Source organism: Myroides sp. N17-2 (assembly GCF_002286775.1).
In the GTDB taxonomy this organism is placed as follows: domain Bacteria; phylum Bacteroidota; class Bacteroidia; order Flavobacteriales; family Flavobacteriaceae; genus Flavobacterium.
The window spans coordinates 1-20,586 of sequence record NZ_NSGJ01000048.1 but is presented as its reverse complement, the minus strand read 5'-3'; the positions used below and the strand labels follow the sequence as shown (position 1 = coordinate 20,586).

General features: G+C 35.1%; 17 protein-coding genes. 5 read left to right on the top strand and 12 right to left on the bottom strand.

The window, feature by feature from the left end; all coding sequences use genetic code 11:
• Positions 1-210 precede the first annotated feature (210 nt).
• Entirely contained in the window at positions 211-951 is a 741-nt protein-coding gene (locus CF599_RS16405) for a glycosyltransferase family 2 protein (RefSeq protein ID WP_254050343.1), read from the top strand.
• Here CF599_RS16405 and CF599_RS16400 read toward each other — a convergent pair.
• Complete coding sequence (locus CF599_RS16400) at positions 943-1,647, bottom strand: polysaccharide deacetylase family protein (RefSeq protein ID WP_121967054.1); 705 nt, start codon at positions 1,645-1,647, stop codon at positions 943-945. The genes CF599_RS16405 and CF599_RS16400 overlap by 9 nt on opposite strands.
• Positions 1,648-1,746: 99 nt before the next feature.
• Here CF599_RS16400 and CF599_RS16395 point away from each other — a divergent pair, with 99 nt between their 5' ends.
• Together CF599_RS16395 and purL are read left to right on the top strand one after the other, a co-directional pair.
• Complete coding sequence (locus CF599_RS16395; protein WP_121967053.1) at positions 1,747-2,484, top strand: hypothetical protein; 738 nt, start codon at positions 1,747-1,749, stop codon at positions 2,482-2,484.
• 141 nt (positions 2,485-2,625) lie between these two features.
• Positions 2,626-6,297 carry a phosphoribosylformylglycinamidine synthase gene (purL, locus tag CF599_RS16390; protein ID WP_121967052.1) on the top strand — a complete coding sequence of 1,224 codons (3,672 nt, stop codon included), beginning with the start codon at positions 2,626-2,628 and terminating at the stop codon, positions 6,295-6,297.
• Between the two features lie 50 nt (positions 6,298-6,347).
• Here purL and CF599_RS16385 read toward each other — a convergent pair whose 3' ends face one another.
• The 3 genes from CF599_RS16385 to CF599_RS16375 form a co-directional block, all read right to left on the bottom strand.
• Positions 6,348-6,800, bottom strand: coding sequence for a hypothetical protein (locus tag CF599_RS16385; protein WP_254050342.1), 453 nt, complete (start codon positions 6,798-6,800; stop codon positions 6,348-6,350).
• Between the two features lie 9 nt (positions 6,801-6,809).
• Positions 6,810-7,898, bottom strand: a complete 1,089-nt coding sequence (locus CF599_RS16380) for a hypothetical protein (protein ID WP_121967051.1) — start codon at positions 7,896-7,898, stop codon at positions 6,810-6,812.
• Positions 7,899-8,002: 104 nt separating this feature from the next.
• On the bottom strand, positions 8,003-9,130 hold the full coding sequence (locus CF599_RS16375; RefSeq protein WP_121967050.1) for an SPFH domain-containing protein: 1,128 nt from the start codon (positions 9,128-9,130) through the stop codon (positions 8,003-8,005).
• A gap of 246 nt (positions 9,131-9,376) precedes the next feature.
• Here CF599_RS16375 and CF599_RS16370 point away from each other — a divergent pair, with 246 nt between their 5' ends.
• Positions 9,377-10,342, top strand: a complete 966-nt coding sequence (locus CF599_RS16370; RefSeq protein ID WP_121967049.1) for an SMP-30/gluconolactonase/LRE family protein — start codon at positions 9,377-9,379, stop codon at positions 10,340-10,342.
• A gap of 114 nt (positions 10,343-10,456) precedes the next feature.
• Positions 10,457-10,930, top strand: coding sequence for a DUF4265 domain-containing protein (locus CF599_RS16365; RefSeq protein WP_121967048.1), 474 nt, complete (start codon positions 10,457-10,459; stop codon positions 10,928-10,930).
• Positions 10,931-11,004: 74 nt separating this feature from the next.
• Here the strand turns inward: CF599_RS16365 and CF599_RS16360 are convergent, their stop codons facing one another.
• From CF599_RS16360 to CF599_RS16325, 8 genes are all read right to left on the bottom strand, one after another.
• Positions 11,005-12,666, bottom strand: coding sequence for an MBOAT family protein (locus CF599_RS16360; protein ID WP_121967047.1), 1,662 nt, complete (start codon positions 12,664-12,666; stop codon positions 11,005-11,007).
• Between the two features lie 13 nt (positions 12,667-12,679).
• A complete protein-coding gene (locus CF599_RS16355; protein ID WP_121967046.1) occupies positions 12,680-14,101 on the bottom strand; it encodes a LysM peptidoglycan-binding domain-containing protein in 1,422 nt (473 codons plus the stop codon).
• 21 nt (positions 14,102-14,122) lie between these two features.
• A complete protein-coding gene (locus CF599_RS16350; RefSeq protein ID WP_254050341.1) occupies positions 14,123-15,592 on the bottom strand; it encodes a hypothetical protein in 1,470 nt (489 codons plus the stop codon).
• A 16-nt stretch (positions 15,593-15,608) separates the two neighbouring features.
• Positions 15,609-17,387, bottom strand: a complete 1,779-nt coding sequence (gene argS / locus CF599_RS16345) for an arginine--tRNA ligase (RefSeq protein ID WP_121967044.1) — start codon at positions 17,385-17,387, stop codon at positions 15,609-15,611.
• 302 nt (positions 17,388-17,689) lie between these two features.
• On the bottom strand, positions 17,690-18,937 hold the full coding sequence (locus tag CF599_RS16340) for a hypothetical protein (protein WP_121967043.1): 1,248 nt from the start codon (positions 18,935-18,937) through the stop codon (positions 17,690-17,692).
• A 42-nt stretch (positions 18,938-18,979) separates the two neighbouring features.
• The gene (locus CF599_RS16335) at positions 18,980-19,372 is read right to left on the bottom strand and encodes a hypothetical protein (RefSeq protein WP_143824825.1); all 393 of its coding nucleotides are present in this window, start codon (positions 19,370-19,372) and stop codon (positions 18,980-18,982) included.
• A gap of 53 nt (positions 19,373-19,425) precedes the next feature.
• Positions 19,426-19,869, bottom strand: a complete 444-nt coding sequence (locus tag CF599_RS16330) for a hypothetical protein (protein ID WP_121967041.1) — start codon at positions 19,867-19,869, stop codon at positions 19,426-19,428.
• A 55-nt stretch (positions 19,870-19,924) separates the two neighbouring features.
• Positions 19,925-20,323, bottom strand: coding sequence for a hypothetical protein (locus CF599_RS16325; RefSeq protein WP_121967040.1), 399 nt, complete (start codon positions 20,321-20,323; stop codon positions 19,925-19,927).
• Positions 20,324-20,586 lie beyond the last annotated feature (263 nt).

Genomic DNA, 20,586 nt, shown 5'->3' with positions numbered 1-20,586 from the left:
CTTTTTACTGCTTTTTACCTCATTACCAAAAAATCATAAAACGGCTGTAAAGTCTTTATTTACAGCCGTTTTGCCTGTTATTAATCTTTGATGTATTTTTACTGAAACTTTATTTTAAAAAAACCACTTAACAAATATAAAAACCACTAATATAATTCTACAGATATTATATATCCCTAACAAGTATTTTTACAGCCTAAATAAGCAATCATGAAATTAAGTGTTATAATACCTACTTATAACGAAGAAAAATACATAGCTGATGCTATTAAATCAGTGAGCTTTGCTGATGAGGTGATTATAATTGATTCATATAGTAATGATGCTACTGTAGAGATAGCAAAGGAATTAAACTGTACTGTACTACAGAATAAATTTAAGAACTTTTCAACACAAAAAAACTTTGCTATTCCTCATGCAAAAGGGGAATGGATATTATTTTTAGATGCAGATGAAAGAGTTACAAAATCACTTCAAACGGAAATATTAGATGCAATAGCAACTCCAGGAGAATTTACGGCTTTTAAACTTAGATTCCCACATTTCTTTATCAACGAGTTTCTATTTCATAAAGCTGATAAAGTAACGCGCTTAGTCCTAAATAAAGAAGTACACTTCACAGGAGAAGTACATGAGAAGCTACATACTACAGCTGGTAAAACAGGTATCTTAAAACATCATGTATTACACTTAACCTATAAAGGAATATTCCATTATATGGCTAAAAAAGAATTATACTCTTGGTTTCAAGCAGCAGAGCTATTTAAGAAGAATAAAAAGGTGACTTACTATCATTTAGCATTTAAGCCATTCTATCGATTCTTTCACATCTACTTTATAAAAAGGGGATATTTAGATAAAACGGCTGGTCTAGCTGGCGCAGCATTAGATGCTTATGGGGTATTCGCTAGGTATTTAAAGTTGATGCTGTTACAGAAAGGCTTAAAATAGCTTGCCTATGTTTAGTTTCCACTTGAATCCAAGCATACTTTCAGTTCCTTTGATATCAATACGATTAATCTCATAAGGTGCCCCGAAAGGATATTGACTCAAACGGTTACCTATACGCACAGCATACTTCATCTTATACGTTCTTATTATATCGAAAAAAGCACTTCTCTCTGGATCCTTTCTAGGAAAATTACCAAATGGGTAGGCTAATACAGGATATACTTTAAAGTCATTCTCTAGGATCACTTGATTACTGTCTATAAAGTCCTGAATAACTTCCTCTGGAGTCAAAGAAGCATAACGACGATGCTTATAAGAGTGATATCCCAGTTCTATACACGATGGTAATGACTTTACTTGATCTGCTGTCATAATAGGCACTGAACTGTCATTCCACTCATCAGACTTACCTAGATAGTAAAAGGGAATAAAGAAGGTCGCTTTTAAATTATACTTTTCTAATAATGGAACAGCGTATTCTAACTGATTTACTGTTACATCATCAAAAGTAATAACAACACTCTTCTTAGGTAGTGTAGTTAGTGTATCTAACTCACTAAAGTGAAGAGTACTATAATTGTGCTGAGCAAAATATTTTAATTGTTCTTCCAATAATTTACAATGGATAGAGAATTGTTTTAACTGTTCTGAATCATTTTGAACATTGTGATACATTAAAATAGGAAGCTTGCTCATAGAATAAATTAGTATAAATAGTTGTACAAAAATACACTTTTTGTATGCATCGAAAACAAGAATAAAATAAACTTTATACAGAGGTTGTATATATAAAATATGAAAATCACACTTACTAGCATTTACCAAAACACTATTGACTTAATAAGTTGGATAGAATCATTACCTAAAGAAGTTAGTCACATTAACCTCTTTATACCGATACAAGATAAACACAAGATCAATCAAACGAACGTTAATGGTGTTGAGTTAACGCTTATCCCTGTGGATACGCCTAATTTGTTTTTAGAATTTCATACCCTTTACTTAAATAATAAAGGATGGAATGTGTGTATTCCTATGCACTATCAGATAACAGAAGCATTATACGCAGAAATAGCTTCTATCGTCACTTCTGCTGGATCAACTACAATACTGTATTATAAAGAAAAAGAAAAAGTAGAATTCTTAGGGCGTGACATAAAGAAGGGCGGCTATACGAAAGAGCCTGCATTATATTTATTTCACTCAGACGGGCTAGCTAATAACACTATTCGCTTCTCAGATCACCAAAAACTAGTAGCGCCAATACATATTAGTAGTCAACAGCCCTTTGACAACTTTCATCTAGAGCTAGATATAAAGCAACAAGTACTTAGCTATATAGACTATACACAAGGAAAAAAAGCTTACAAGATAGCATTCTTCACTCGTCCACTATCTACATTCTTTTATAGAGGATTGATTAAAGGAAGTTTTTTTGAAGGTAAACCTGGTTTTATACTGACCTACTTATACTCATTAGCTTCATTTAAAAGAGTATTATTCTTATGGATGAAGTATAAGAAAATCGATTAAATCACAGTGTTATTCCTATAAAAGTTCTTGTATTACTACAGGAGCTTTCTGTTTCATAAAACAGTGAAATATTAATTTTTAAAATCTTATTATTTAGACTATTTTTGTGCATTACAACAACAACTAAATATTCTTAACGTAATGATTTATTTCTTCGAAAACCCTTCGAGAAAGTTCTACACTGTACAAGTGGAGAACAACTTATCTAATGAAGATATCCAAAAGTTAAATTGGTTATTTGGCAATGCCAAGCACATCAACGAGAAAACAATCAACACTAAATTTGTCGGTCCACGCGCTACGATGGTTACTCCATGGAGTACAAATGCAGTAGAGATTACTCAGAATATGGGTATCACTGGTATTATTCGCATCGAGGAATTCGTAAAAGCAGAAAAGTGTGATACATTTGACCCAATGCTTTCGCAAGAGTTTGATGCATTACACCAAGACATCTTCGCTATCAATATTGCTCCAGAAGCAATCAACTACATTGATGATATCGCTAAATACAATGCACAAGAAGGTTTAGCTTTAAACGACGAAGAGATTACTTACTTAAATGAATTATCTACTAAACTTGAACGTAAGTTAACAGATTCTGAGGTATTCGGATTCTCTCAGGTGAACTCTGAGCACTGTCGTCACAAGATATTTAATGGTACATTCATTATCGACGGAGAAGAACAACCTACTTCTCTATTCAAATTGATTAGAAAAACGTCTGAATTAAATCCAAACGAGATTGTATCAGCGTATAAAGATAACGTTGCCTTTGTCAAAGGACCAAGAGTAACGCAGTTCGCTCCTAAATCAGCAGACAAACCTGACTTCTATGCAGAGACTGAGTTTGACTCTGTGATCTCATTAAAAGCAGAAACACACAACTTCCCTACTACTGTAGAACCGTTCAATGGTGCTGCTACAGGATCAGGAGGTGAGATACGTGACCGTCTGGCTGGAGGACAAGGTTCACTACCATTAGCAGGTACAGCGATCTATATGACGTCTTACTCTCGCTTAGAAGAGAACCGCCCTTGGGAACAAGCAATGGATGAAAGAGCGTGGTTATACCAAACGCCTATTGATATCTTAATCAAGGCTTCTAACGGTGCTTCTGACTTCGGTAACAAATTCGGACAACCACTTATCACAGGTTCTATCCTTACATTCGAGCACGAAGAAGAGGCTCGTAAATTAGGGTTTGACAAAGTGATTATGCAAGCTGGTGGTATCGGATATGGTAAACTTGACCAAGCGTTAAAACACAAACCATCTGTAGGTGACCAAGTGGTAATCTTAGGTGGTGAGAACTACAGAATCGGTATGGGTGGTGCAGCAGTATCTTCTGCTAACACAGGTGCTTTTGGTTCTGGAATAGAGTTAAACGCGATCCAACGTTCTAACCCTGAAATGCAAAAACGTGCTGCTAATGCTATCCGTGCGATGGTAGAAGCTGAACATAACCCTATCGTATCTATTCACGATCACGGTGCAGGTGGACACTTAAACTGTCTATCAGAATTAGTAGAAGAAACAGGTGGACATATCAACTTAGATAATCTTCCTGTGGGAGACCCTACCCTATCTGCTAAAGAGATTATCGGTAACGAGTCTCAAGAGAGAATGGGATTAGTAATCGGACAAAAAGACATCGATACTTTAGCTAGAATAGCTGAGAGAGAACGTGCTCCGATGTACACGGTAGGTGAGATTACTAATGATCACAGATTTACTATAGAGTCGAAAACAAAAGGTGATAAGCCTATGGACTTCGCTATCGAAGATATGTTCGGTAGTTCTCCTAAGACAATCATGGATGATAAAACGATCAACCGTGTGTATGCTGACTTAGATTACTCTGTAGCAAACGTAGAAGAATACTTAAACCTATTATTACAATTAGAGGCTGTAGCTTCTAAAGATTGGTTAACTAATAAAGTAGACCGTTGTGTAGGTGGTCGTGTGGCTAAACAACAATGTACTGGTCCATTACAGTTACCTCTTAACAACTTAGGTGCTATGGCACTTGATTATAAAGGTAAAGAAGGTATTGCTACTACTGTAGGACACGCTCCTATCGTAGCTATCATAGATCCTGCAGCAGGAAGTAGAAACGCTATCGCTGAGGCTTTATCTAATATCGTTTGGGCTCCTCTTAAAGAAGGTATCAAGAACGTTTCCTTATCAGCTAACTGGATGTGGGCGTGTAACAATGCTGGAGAAGACGCTCGTCTATACAAAGCTGTAAAAGCTTGTTCTGACTTCGCTATCGAATTAGGAATCAATATCCCTACAGGAAAAGATTCTTTATCTATGAAGCAGAAATACCCTAATGACGAGGTTATTGCTCCTGGTACTGTTATCATCTCTGCAGCTGCTAACTGTACAGATATTACTAAAATAGTAGAACCTACTTTAAAGAAAAACGCTGGTTCTATATACTATATCAACTTATCTAAAGATAACTTCAAATTAGGAGGTTCTTCTTTTGCACAAGTATTAAACAAAATAGGTCAAGAGGTTCCAACTATAACTGACGGTGCTTACTTCAAGAATGCTTTTAACGCTATTCAAGAATTAGTAGCTAACGAACAAATAGCTGCTGGACACGATATCGGAAGTGGTGGTTTAGTTACTTCTCTTTTAGAGATGACTTTCGCTGACACTAACTTAGGTGCTAAGTACGACTTAACTGCATTAAACGAAAAAGATACTGTAAAAGCATTGTTCAACGAGAACATCGCGCTTATCGTTCAAGCAAAAGACGACGCTACTTTAGAACAAGCTTTAGCTGCTAAAGGAGTAATCGCTACTAAGATCGGTACAGTGACTACAGATGAGAAAGTATCATTCACTAATGGAACAGATAGCTTTACATTTAGTGTACCTGCTATCAGAGATACTTGGGCTAAAACGTCTTACTTATTAGACCAAAAACAAACAAAGAATAACAAAGCGACAGATCGTTATAACAACTATAAAGTACAACCTTTAAACTTCAGCTTCCCTGCTCAGTTTGACGGTAAGAAACCCGCTATTGACGCTTCTAAACCAAGACCAAAGGCTGCTATCATTCGCGAGAAAGGTAGTAACTCAGAGAGAGAAGTTGCTAACGCAATGTTCTTAGCTGGTTTTGATGTAAAAGACGTTCATATGACTGACCTTATCTCAGGAAGAGAAACACTTGAAGATATCCAATTTATTGGAGCTGTAGGTGGATTCTCTAACTCAGATGTATTGGGATCTGCTAAAGGATGGGCTGGTGCATTTATGTATAACGAGAAGGCAAATACTGCATTAAAGAACTTCTTCGCTCGTAAAGACACTTTATCAGTAGGTATCTGTAACGGATGTCAGTTGTTTATGGAGTTAGAGTTAATCAACCCTGAGCACGAAGTACACGGTAAGATGCAACACAACGATTCTCAAAAACACGAGAGTATCTTTACTTCTGTTACAATCCAAGAGAACAACTCTATTATGCTTTCTACTTTAAAAGGAAGTACTTTAGGAGTATGGGTTTCTCACGGAGAAGGAAAGTTCAACTTACCTGAAACAGAAGATAAATACCGCATCGTAGCGAAGTATGCTTATGACGCTTACCCTGCTAACCCTAATGGTTCTGACTTTAACACAGCGATGATGTGTGATACTACAGGACGCCACTTAGTAATGATGCCTCACATCGAGCGTTCATTATTCCAATGGCACTGGGCTAACTATCCAGAAGGAAGAAAAGATGAAGTTTCTCCTTGGATGGAAGCATTCACTAACGCACGTGAGTGGATTGAAGAAAACAATGCTAAATAATATATAGCTTATATAAATAGTAAAGCCTCCTTATGGGAGGCTTTATTGTTTTATTTCTTCTTCACATATTCATATGAACTATATCGAAATACTTTAGCTTTATTAGGAGCTGCCATAGGTTCACTAACCTTGCGTTCATAACTATCGGGTACACCTTCATCGATATAATACAGTCCTTTTAACTTAATGAAATATTCGAATTGTTTCTTATACAAACTATCTTCATTAATCGCTATCTCCTTAGAAACAGGTTCTATAAATAGACAGTCGTTTGCACTTATTTCATACCCTTCTACAAGTAAAGAGGTATCAATAAAATCTGCACAATCACAAGCCCAATTGATATACATTACTTCGATAGTTTCATTCTTATTTGATAATTGAGTGGGTTGTTTTGATCGATCTAAATAAGTAAGATAACAGTACAAACCACCTATTGCTATTGCAATAACAGCAAGTATGACTAATACTACCTTACCGAATATTTTAGTGTTCTGTTTCATTTCTATGATTTAAGCATCCTGAAACAAATAGATTAAGAATCCTAGAACAATCAATCCTACTAAAACAGCGAAGACTATTTTCATAGTACTATATGGACGCTCACCTGTTATTCTACCTGTTACCCCATTGACATAAAAGGTATATTGCTTATTTCCAAAGCCAAATGAACTAACATATAGTGGTAATAAGATATGCTTAAAAGTAATGGCTGACAGTTCGGTATTCATATTATGTATACGTTGTTCATCACCACCAATATCTCTCCTTACACTTTCCCTTTCATACTGATACACGATATCCCTTGCCTTATCATAAGCTTCTTTTACGTCTACTTGATACTTCTCAGTAATAAATCCACTTAGATAATCTGGTTTAATCTTATGTACTGCTTTTGGATCCCAACCTGTAGAGATAGAACTTAGTAATTTCACATCAAGTGTCTTACTTCCTGTAACTAATACATCATCGTAAAAGTTCGCCACAGCACCTCTCACATTAGTCCACGACACGCGACGTACCCTTTTCTTATTGTCACCACTTCCTACTGTAACATAATATTCAGTACCACGCTCACCACTATAATCAGTATGTGTTTGCATATCATACGTCCAGAAAGGCACATATATTCCCCTCAGATTATCAGCAGAGAATATCCCTCTCTTTATCTTATTTGGCGCAAACCACAGGCTACTTATCCATTTCTGTAAGATACCACCTACTTGTCCTCTATCAACAGTAAAGGGAGCTACATACTCTGGCTTGACATAGCGTTCCTCATGTACATCTTGCTCCACTAAAGGGCTTGCACAGTATGGGCACGCCATAGACTTTAAATTCTCATCTACTGTAGAGGTAGCGTGACAATTACTACACTCTACTACTTTAGTTGTATTAAAACTCTCTTTCTCATAGCTTTCCATAAAGCTTTCAAAGTCAAGCTCATTTAATACTTCTTCGCCTTGCTCTATTTCTCTTACACTACCACAATACTCACATACCAATGCTTGAGCACTTGGCTTATATGACATCGGTCCTCCACAAGAACTACAAGGTGTAGACTCTGATGTATTCAGCTTTAATTCTTCTTCTGATGACACTTCTATAGATATTAATAGATACGTTATTCCTTTTGGACTTTATCACTTCAAGGAAGCAATAAAAATAGGCGCTATAATTAGTTTTAACGCCTATTTTATTTAAATTACATATTTGGTAACGGCGGAGGTGTTTGTCCCCATACAGCGCTTAAATCACCTTGATCACCTGCTTTCTCCCAAGTCCCCATTCCGTTTTTCCAAACAAGGGTATCTCTTAGCAACTGACCGTTGCCTGCCATCTGCCTTAATCCTTCTAAATCAAACGGACCTGCTTGTTGTCCATTAACAGCGACAAAGTAACTAACAGTCACCGCACCTGGTATTGGCGGAGGTGTATTAGCTACAGGTTGAGCACCTTGTCCTTGTGTAGTCGTTTGTCCTTGAGCCATTGCTTGACCAAACTGATTAGCCATAGCAAACCCTGCTCCCATTCCTACTCCTGCACCTGCTACTCCTGATGGATTATTAGCCGCAGCTTCCATCGCTTTAGCAGTCTTCATTTGCATCAACTTATTTAAATCAACGTGATTTAATCTGCTTAACTCAAAGATCTCTTTCTTGATATCTTCAGGCATAGATACGTTCTCTATTAAGAACTTCGTTACATCCATACCATATACCTCGAAATCATCCTTCATATAAGCAAAGATTGCCAATGACAACTCATTTAAGTTTGCTGCATACGTTTCGATAGGTAGGTTAGCCTCTCCTATAGAATCTGTAAAACGAGTAACAATAGCACTTCGCAACTGATCGTTAATCTGCTCTGTCGTAAAAGTACCTGATGTACCTACTATCTCTTTAATAAACTTACCAGGATCAGCAATCTTAAATGTATATGTTCCAAAAGCCCTCACTTCGATCATCCCAAAGCGATCATCATTTAAGATTATAGGATTCTTCGTTCCCCATCGTTGATCGATAAATGTCTTTGTACTTACGAAATATACCTCTGCCTTAAATGGGCTATTAAATCCATATTTCCATCCTTTTAAAGTAGATAGAATAGGTAAGTTTTGTGTATTTAGAGTATGTGTTCCCGGGCTGAATACATCCGCTAACTGTCCCTCATTAATAAAGACAGCCATCTGTCCTTCGCGAACAACTAACTTAGCATTATTCTTTATCTCGTTTTGAAAACGTTCAAAACGGTGTACTATCGTATTCTGTGTTGGGTCTAAGAATTCAATGATATCAATGAATTCTCCTGATAATTTTCTAAATAAGTTCATAGTTATTCTTTTTCTTATTAGTAGTTATTTTGTTGTAAATGTAACAGATTTTAGGCTCTAATTTATCTAATGTGATTTCTTATAATTTATAAGCACTGCCATTTGTAGAGTTTAAAGATAACTTATTTCCTCTTAATTATAAACAGACCTAGACAGCTAAAATAGCTTATAATAAATCTAGAAACCACAAGTACTTCCTTAACATTTTTCACTATATTTATTCATCGTATTTTTAAGCAACTTATTATGAATAAGAATTTTAAACATAATAACAAATCTACATCTGATCAAAAAAGAATAGGCAAAGTAGAAATAGTCAATCCTATTGCCCAACTTATATTTGATGATAATACCTATCTAGAAATAGTAGCAGAAGACTTGCTATATGCAGACTCGCCAGTATGGATAGAGGCTGAGAACTTATTGCTTTTCACTGATTTTCCAAATAAGAAAATACACTATTGGAAGGAACACTATAAAGAACCAAAAACATACTTAGAATCTATCGATTTTATAGGTCCAAATACTAAGAACGGAGAACTTAACTCTAGTGTCTTACTATTAAATCACACGGCAGAACTTACTCTTTTCTTATATGGGCAACAGAAGATTGCGAAAATGAATGCAATGATTAGAGATCCTAAATTCAACTTTACGGCTTGGATTGATAATCCTAAACAACATATACTGACTAACCCTAGTACTTTCACACAGGATAATACAGGTAACATCTATTTTACTGATATCATTCCAAATCAGGAACTATTTAATGAACAACAATTATACGGACTCTTTAAGATTTCGAACAAAAACAAACTAGAGTTGTTGCTAAAAAGCTCTTTACATATAGAAGGGATCACTTTCTCTCCTAATAACAAATTAATGTATGTAACCTACTTCCTAGATAAACAAGCTTATCTGTATAGCTACGAACTTAATAAGAGCAAGCATATCACCAGTACCTTAAAGACTTTTGATTATACACCATTTATAAGCACTCCTGAAGATAGACCGAGAGGACTAACCACAGATAAGTTTGGAAACATCTTTACTACAGGACCAGGTGGATTATGGGTATTTAGTAAAGAACTAGACCTTATCGCACGTGTTTATTTTAAGGGGATTGCAACTAACTGTGTCTTTAATGAAGATTATAAAACACTCTATATTACAACAAGTAACAAGTTACTCAAACTTAAATTGCGAAACTAAATACAAAAGCATCTGTTTTGCTATAATATTTTTTAGATTGACTTATCTTTGATGCGAATTAGCGATTATGTTTATTCAAAAGATTAAAATAAATAGAACAAATATCAATACACAATGGAAGAGCAATATCAACAAATCTTAGTTAGATATTATAGTGATGTCTTAGAAGAGAATACTGTCGAGACTTTTTGGGGAAAGACAATAGATAAGCAAAAAGGATTATATCAGGTAGATAACATCCCTTTCTATGGTCCAGATTTTTCTTGTGATGATATTGTTTTCGCTGAATTTGACAGTGAGGAAAACTGCTTAACTTATCGCCACGTAGCTACCCCATCAGGGAATACGACTGCACAAGTTATAGTACTAAAAGACAAATATAACAGAGAAGATTTATATAACGAGATTCTATATGCTGGCACAGAGATAGAAGTATGTAATGATCAATACTTCGTAATCAATGTTCCTAGTAAAACTGATTATCGCAATGTATATGCTATCCTAAGCGGATTAGAAGATGAAAAGGTAATAGAATTCGCAGAACCATTACTATCACCGAAGCACAGTGCTGATCTAAGACAAGTTTAGTTCACCATCATATAAACAAAAACGCCCGATTCAGTGAATCGGGCGTTTTTGTTTATATAATACCTTTTACTTTACTAGAATTGGAAGTAAATAAACGGTTGTGGTCCTGCTGTTGCTGTAGCATATACAATCCAGAAAACAAATGCTAACACTACTGCCTTAACGAACATTGGTGCTATATTAAACAGTTGGTTTGGTATTGCCATCCACGACTTAGGAATATAGTGCCATACGAATCCTATACCGATAAGTAAAAACGCATTCTTATATCCCATCGCAATGGTAGTCCACGCATTCCAATCAAACTCTAGGTTTCCAATATTATTAATAATATCTAGTGCAATATCAAAAGATCCCGCTCTAAAGAAAATCCAACAGAATGTAACAAAGTTAAACGTCAAGAAGATAGAGAATATCTTCCAAAAGATATTTGGCTCCACTCCTTTTGCTCTTGGAAATAACTCCATAATGATCTTGTGGATAGCTAATGCAATACCGTGTAAGGCTCCCCAAACGATAAAACGCAAACTAGCTCCGTGCCATAACCCACCTAATAACATCGTCGTTAGAAGGTTAAAGTTAGTGTACATATTCTTCTTCTTGTCCTTCGCTAAAAGGAATGTAAGCAAGAATATCACTACTGAAGCAATAGCTAAGATCAGAGGGATAATACTAGTGTTCGCATAATATACTCCCCACGCGATACATCCTATAAAGAATAAACCAGGGAATAAGTATCCACCGAAGCTACCTTTTCTATTTCCACCTACTGAGATATATAAGAAATCCTTTAACCAAGTAGATAATGATATATGCCATCTTCTCCAGAACTCTGTAATCGAAGTAGACTGGTAAGGTACATTAAAGTTGATAGGAAGTCTATATCCCATCAGTAATGCGATACCTATAGCCATATCAGAATATCCTGAGAAGTCACAGTAGATCTGAATAGCATAACCATAAGATGCCATAAGATTCTCAAAAGCTGTATAGCTATTAGGAGAATCAAATACACGGTCTACGAAGTTAATCGAGATATAATCTGAGATAACTGCTTTCTTTAATAATCCTCCTATGATTAATAGAAGCCCTTCATTTACATACTCTCTAGACACATATATATTCTTATATATCTGTGGCAAGAAGTCTTTAGCACGTACGATAGGTCCAGCCACTAACTGTGGGAAGAACGAAATAAAGAATAGATAATCTAAGAAGTTCTTAGTCGGCTCTATTTCTTTACGATATATCTCGATGATGTAACTAATCGATTGGAACGTAAAGAACGATATCCCTACGGGCAATATTATATCATCTAAGTGCAGCTTCGTATTCGCAAACAAGTTAATCCCATCTAAGAAGAAATTAGTGTATTTAAAATACCCTAATAATCCTAGATTCACGATTATACTTATCGTTAATAGTAGTCGCTTCTTCGCCAGATTAACCGTATGATTAATAATATTAGCAAAGTAATAGTCCATCAGCGATGATCCTATCAAGATGATAAAATACATACCACTTGACTTGTAATAAAAGAACAATGAGAACAATGTCACATATAACAAGCGGATATGAAAGGTTTTTCTCATCAATATATAGAAGAGATAAAACACAATAAAAATTCCTAAGAACAAAGCCGAGTTAAATAACAACGGTTCTTTAGGATTAAAAGTAAACCAACTGATTACTTGATCAGTAGTTATACTTGGTATTTCGATATTTAATAGACTCATTTAAGTTAGAAGACTATTGTTGTTTAACAAATTGGTTATAAGCCTCTAAAAGTGCTTCATAAAACAGGTCCCCTGTATATTCATACCCTTTTACAGTATAGTGCACTAGATCTTTTGATAACATACCGTTCTCTCTTAAAGAAGAAAGACCTAATGTACCCCCTAGATTATAATATAAATCCCAGATAGCATATTTGCCGCTGATACCATTAATGATTAACTCATTCGCTAGCTCACCAGCTATATGATTAGGATTGTCTTTTGAGAAATAAGATGGCGGTGGTGTAGTCACTAATACATTAGCATTAGGAGCTACCTTTTTCACTTTTTCCAAAAACGCATTAACCTGACTCTGGAATGTCTTTGCATCCATTCTATCAAAAGACTCATTCGTTCCCATAGATACGATTACTAAGTCTGGCTCTAAACCTCTTAATTGTTTAAAGAACAGATCATACTTCGTATAATCCGAAAACTTAGCTCCATTCACACCGATCGTATGATACAGTATTCCTGGCTTATCGTTTTCTAGCACCACACCATTTAAGTCATAAGCTTCAGCCTGCTTGTTAGAATAGAAGTAAATACGATCTAATTCTTGCCCTATTTCAAAAGTATAGAATACATCGTTCTTCTCTCCTGACAGCTCATTAAACATATTATTAGCTACAGAAACTGACTCTTTTTGTTGAGTAGGGATAGCTAATTTCTTTCCTGCATGTATCGTATTTGTCTTCATATTGTTCGCCTTTTTAATAGACTCTACTGAAGCACCATACTTATTAGCAATACCTGTTAATGACTCCCCCTTCTTGATCTGATGAGAGACCTTTTTAGGAGCAGAAGACTCTAAGAACACACTCTGACTAGCAGTTCCTACATTAAAGTCCTTCGTATTAGAAGGAGTAAACACCTTCATCCGAGAGAAACCGTAGTTAGCATCACGCACACTTAGCTCTATCACTGCATTCTTATCTATTGTAGTTAAAGCGATACCACTTAGTCCTACATTATATTCTTTAACTGGATAGATATTTCGATAACTATTCCACTCTGCATTAGACGAATATCTAACTAAAGCGTTACCATTAGTCTTTGCTAATTTATATGGAAAAGCAAATCCTAAACCTCCGTTACCAAACTTATTTTGAAGTAGAACCCTCATTCTTCCACTGAAAAAGTCAGCTTGGATATGTGAATCCCCTATGTGAACAATATTTATCTTCCCTTTCTTCGTACGCGTTACCTTTTGCAACTTGCTAAAGAATGTATTCAATTGTTCTGTGTAATAAATCTTATTTCCTATTATCTCTTTATTATCCTGATCCCCATTGTACACATCATACTCGTAAGTACTATTGCCTTGAGATTGACCGAAAGAACTAATATGAAATAAAACACCTACTACAAAAACAGCAATTTTATTCCTTTTCATTTTCAATTTTTTTTTGAGTGACTACTCTCCTCTGCTACCGCCTTCGGATTGATGATCTACTCCTACAGATGACCCACCTGGATGTTTCTTTTTATATTCTTGATACCCTTCTTCTAATCTTGTGAATATCTTCTCAGCTACAGCAGATGCCCCCTTGTGATTAAAGTGTGTATAATCTTTATTTGCCTTAGCTTGCTCCACCCATTTTATCATAGATCCATTACCTCCCATAGCATCATATAAGTTAAAGAATCCTGTACGCGCTTCCATAGCATACTTGCGTTGTGATTTTACTAATGGCACTACAGCTTTATCAGTTTGCATCACACCATCTACTTTAGAAGACTTATCTGCAGCAGAGATTACTAAAATACTTGCATTAGGAAAACATTGCTTAAGGTGTGCCACTACAGCACTCATTTTCTTCGTATACCACGAATAATCTAGTGTTCCATAGTTAAGCACGTTCGCACCGTAGTGTAACACGATTAAACTATAATCTAGATTAGACTGATACTTCTGCATTAAACTCGTTTTAAACAACGATAATGGCAGTCCAGAGTTACCCCTACTAGAGAAGTTATCTACCTGCACACCACCTGCACCGCTGAAGTCCATTCCGTAGATAGGAATTGAATCAGCGTGTTTAAACGTCAGTTTAATCTCCTTTACACCACCGTCAGCTAACTTAAGTTTATTCAATTCAGAATTGATACTCAACTTTCTAACGATTGTATCTTTATTAGTTATAACTACTACTTCTCCTCTTTTATTACCTGAACTACCATAATAAAGTGTTGGATTATAAAGCGTTGTCATATTTTGCATCTTTCCACCTGCATAACTAACCCACGTCTGTTTGATTGTATCCTTAACGAAATACACCTGTCCAGATACACCGAAAGGTTTCTGTGGTTTCTTCACATTTAAGTAAGAAACCATTCTGAAGTTAGGTGAATATTTATGAATAACAGACTGTCTAGACTGAGCAGATTCAGACATAATAGGCACATATCCTACCCCCATACCACCATACTTAGCCTGGTAGCTCTTACGCATGTCTTGTACAATCAAATCTCCATCAGTCATAGAGTCACCGTAGTACGCGATACGTACACGTTTACCCTTCTGTTGTTCTAAAGCATATAATCTAGCAAAGAAATTCTCTAAATATATATTCCCCTTAAAAGACTCTGTATCCTCATCACTAGTCAGTGCATCTTCAGGCACCACGATTACTCGTTCATCCCCGACACCTACTATTGCAGGTTCTTTAACAGCTCCCTTTAAAGTATCTTTATTGATTAGCGTTTCTGTTCCACCACCACCGATAGCTTCAAGCATTAAACTATCCACTACTATATTATTAGTAGGGACCACCTCTTCACTAAACAATTTCTCAGGTAAATTTCCCTTAAAAAATAAAAAAAAGCCACTCGCCATTACTATAATGGCAAGTGACTGGTACATATATGATTTCTCTACTTTCACAAAAATACTTAAAAGATTACATTCGGTCTGGTACAGCTATCCCTAATAAAGAGAACGCATCCTTAATCACCATACCTACTTTTTCTGATATTTGTACTCTAAACGCTTTTAACACAGCATCTTCTTCTCCTAAGATAGATACTGTTTGATAAAACGAGTTATATTCTCTAACCAATTCATACACATAGTTAGCCACTAATGCAGGGCTATGTGTACGAGCAGCATCTTGAATTACTACAGGGAATTCCTCTAGTAATTTCAATAATTCTTTCTCTTTTGGATCTAGCGGAATTCCTGTAATTTCTGTTGAGAAATCAAAGTCCGCTTTTCTTAATATTGATTGAATACGAGCATATGTATATTGAATGAATGGCCCAGTATTACCTGCAAAATCTACAGATTCTTTAGGGTTAAACATCATTCCTTTACGAGGATCTACTTTAAGCATAAAATACTTAAGTGCACCTATTCCGATAGTTGTGAATAACTCAGAACGCTCCTCTTCAGAGTACCCTTCTAACTTCCCTAACTCCTCAGAAATGCTCTTAGCAGTATCTACCATCTCTTGCATTAAATCATCAGCATCTACTACAGTTCCCTCTCTACTCTTCATCTTACCAGAAGGAAGCTCTACCATACCATATGATAAGTGGAACAAGCTCTCTGCCCAGTCAAAACCAAGTTTCTTAAGGATTAAGAACAATACTTTAAAGTGATAATCTTGCTCATTACCCACAGTATACACCATACCACCTACATCGCCGAAGTCATTCACACGTTGTATAGCAGTACCGATATCTTGTGTCATATATACAGATGTACCATCCCCACGAAGTACTAACTTCTCATCAAGTCCTTCATCAGATAGATCGATCCATACAGAGTTATCCTCTTTTCTGAAGAATACACCCTGTGTTATACCTTTCTCTACCTCATCTTTCCCTAATAAATAAGTATTACTCTCGTAGTACACTTTATCAAAGTCAACACCTAAGTTTTTATACGATACCGCAAATCCATCATAAACCCATTGGTTCATTGTTTTCCACAGTTCGATAACTTCAGGCTTATTATTCTCCCAATCCACTAGCATTTGCTTCGCTTCTTTGATAATCGGAGCCTCTTTTTTAGCTTCGTCTTCTGTCATACCTTGCGCCATCAATTCCTTGATCTCGCTCTTGTACTCCACATCAAACTTCACATAGTAGTTTCCTACTAATTTATCTCCTTTAAGTCCTGTAGACTCCGGAGTCTCACCATTACCGTAACGTTGCCAAGCTAGCATAGATTTACAGATATGAATACCTCTATCGTTAACGATTTGTGTCTTATATACTTTTTTACCTGAAGCTTTTAATATCTCAGCGACAGCATATCCTAATAAGTTATTTCTAACGTGACCTAAGTGAAGTGGTTTATTTGTATTAGGAGAAGAATATTCTACTAACACTGACTTATCACCCTCTACAGGTGTTACATATCCGAAGTGTTCTTCTTTACGTGTAGCATTAAAGAAATCGATATAGTAACTATCTGAAACAACTAAATTTAAAAACCCTTTAACTACATTAAACCGCTCTATAACAGATGTATTCTCTACTAAGTACTCACCTATTTTCGTTCCAATTTCTACTGGATTTCCCTTTACCTGTCTTAAGATTGGGAAAATAACTACAGTAATATCGCCTTCAAACTCTTTTCTTGTCGCCTGATACTCAACTTTGTCTATGGTAGCCCCATATAATTGCTGAATCGCTTTCTCTATCTGCGGAGTTAAAATCTGATTTAATGTCATTTTTATTATTTTTATTAAAGAAGCAAAGATAATTTATATTTCGTCATTTCAAGAAGTCTACACAAGGAATTTAAACATTTCATTTAGAATTTATTAAACTCTACACAAACCCACCAACTAACTATATTACAACAAAATACATTAAAAAACAAAACATCCCCTAAGTTAAAAACAGGTAAATATCTGTTAAATACTACAACACCACTCTCTAAAATTCTGCTTACAATATTCAATTATAATCGTACAATGATAAGTAACTATCATTAATAATTTCAAGGCTATCTAAAACAGAATATAATCTCCTATCTTTCATAATACCCTCTCCATACATATTCATACACTTTCAACAGAGGTTCACCATAAAAACTCTGTTGCCTATGATACTCGTTTTTTCCTTTAATGACCACATCAAAACTAGGCGATATTATATACACTTTTACATCTGCTTGTTCCATCAAATTCAAATAATATATCAAGCTATGAATTAATTGTTTAGAACTAGATTCATCAGTAACTAATGCTTTTTGATAATCCGTTCTATCTCTAACGCTTTCAGGAATATTATCGATTATCATAGTAACACTCTTTAAATCACTGTACCATTTTACAGCTAATTGATGGCCGATATTGCTAATTACACCATCTTTATCTTTTTTTGGAAGTCCAAAAAAAGTCAACTCATCATTCTTATTTTTATCTTTTAGTTTGAAAAACAACTCTTTTATCGACTTTTTATCCAATTCATTTTTTTCGAGTACTATACCTTGCGTTTCCATGTTGACATCTACATATACATAAAAATCATTAAACACAATATCATCTATATTTGCAACACTCTTGTTAATTGCCTTACTATTACTTATTTCAAACTCTTTATAATTGTACGTTGTATCTTTAAATGTTCTTAGATCTACCATTCTATAATTAGTATATATTTGATCTGCATTAGATGTACTTTCATATGGCGAAAACATATCCACCATTGCTTTCATACTTTTATAATCTTTAAGATAAGTTGGTCTTTTTTGCTTATAATCTAAATCCGATAGATCCATTGTCGTAAAACTATGTTTAACCTCCTCTCGCTTAACAAATAATTTCTTTACTCCTTCATTGTATTCTTCTTTAGATATAGGCAAATATTTAAATACAAACTCTTTTGTTGGTTGAGATGTTCCTGCATAATGAAACGTAATCATAAGAGTATCATTCTTTAAATTAACTTTATAAATACTATCTAACAGAGAACGTCCTTCATTATATGTAGCTCCTGTGAAACTCTTAAAATTTTTTAACGATTCCCTAGTTTCTATTGGGAAATCAGTAATTACATCCCCATCTTCAATTTTAATATAAGGAACTACCTCAGCGATAAGTTCCATATAACCAGTTGTTACCCCCCACATTAAAGTTTCATCTACTTTGTTAAAAGAGAAAGCCTTATAATACCCATCCTCTACCTTCTGAGAACAAGCAGATAAAGTAAACAGAAATAAAAAACCTACACACAAAGCACTTACTAACTTAAGCAAACCATTCTTTTCTTTCATAACTATAAAACCTAATTCAGAAACAATACATTACCACTTATCTTACCTACCTCTCAACATCCACCCTAGTGCACGTCCTAAAGTATTTTCTACTCCCCTACGAAAGGCATCTGCTCTTTCTTTTTTATCTAACCACCCAGTAATTCCTTTTCCAGATACTTGATTGGAGGAAATTCTCACATAAGTCTTTCCTCTTTGATACATTATAGGCACTATCAGATTAACTCCTTCAGACATATTTTCTTCCTCAAATCGATACTCTGGCTTAGAACTAACATAAAATCGCACTTTAGCATCACTTAGATACAAATTAGGATTGCTACCTAAATAAACAATAGACGCTGAACTAATAAAATCAATATCAGACATAACTGACTGCCCATATACACAAGACATTCCTACCAACATCAATATATACAAATACATATTTTTCATATCAACACACCTTACGGGAATTAAGAATTAGTACTACATAAGCATATAAATACTTATTTACCACCTAGAATAATCAACAATGCACTTCCTACAGCGTTATGAAAACCTTTGCGAGCTTTATCAGCCCGTTTCTCCTCATCTAACCACCCCTTACTTTTTGAATATACCCTTTCGGAGGGAATTTTCACATAACCACTCTGCTCTTCATTTTCCTCTTCCTCTTCTTCCAATTCTGCCGGATCATACGTCTCTACTATTTCTCTCATCGCTTTCACCATATTAAACTCATCTGCCGATCTACCCTTTACAGGAGGCTCATATTTAATCTTAAAATTCGCATAGAACCTCACTTCTGCATTTACTAAATACAACTTAGGTTTAGCCTTTAAGTAAACAATAGATGCCGAACTGCGAAAACTAGGACTAGACAATAAAGTCTGCCCATACATTACAGAACTAGTTAGTAAGATCAACAAATAGAAGTACATTTTACCCATATTACAATACTCTAAAACTATTACAAATAATAATCATTCTTTTAAAGACACCTACTTAAGGTAATATTCCTATTAATAAATCAAGAAAGAGATTTTCTAAGAAGCTAAAGTCATTATTATACTCTCTTTCATACTTATCCTTTTTTGAATAACTAGAAACATCTATACCAACTCCATTATTAAAAACCACATTTCTATTTAAGAGGCGATACTTGTTCCGCATAAGCGTTTCTAAATCATCCTTTTCTTCATATTTATTAATCTTTTTAGGAATAAACTTTGACTTAGAACCATCATAAAACCTCACTTTAGCATCACTTAAATATAAATAAGGATTACTCTCTAAATATACCACTGACGCCGCACTAGCAAAGTTAGCATTTGACATAACCGACTGCCCATATACACAGGGCACTCCTACCAACATCAATATCAACAAATACATATTTCTCATACTAATACAGCTTTAAACAAAAATACAACAATTAACATTAAAACAGAATTAACCAACTGATTCAAAACAAAATACACCTCATCAATTGTCATTTTTAATTCCTAATTCTAATCAGAGTGAGGAGGCATCGCCTCTAACACGGACCTTGGTCCCTCCTCTTGTTGCTCTTCTTGATCCTGTTGTACACTAGGTTCCACTAATTTATCTGATTTATTCCTCCTACTATAAAAACCAGGTGGAGCCCACTTCTTGGGCTTATCTTC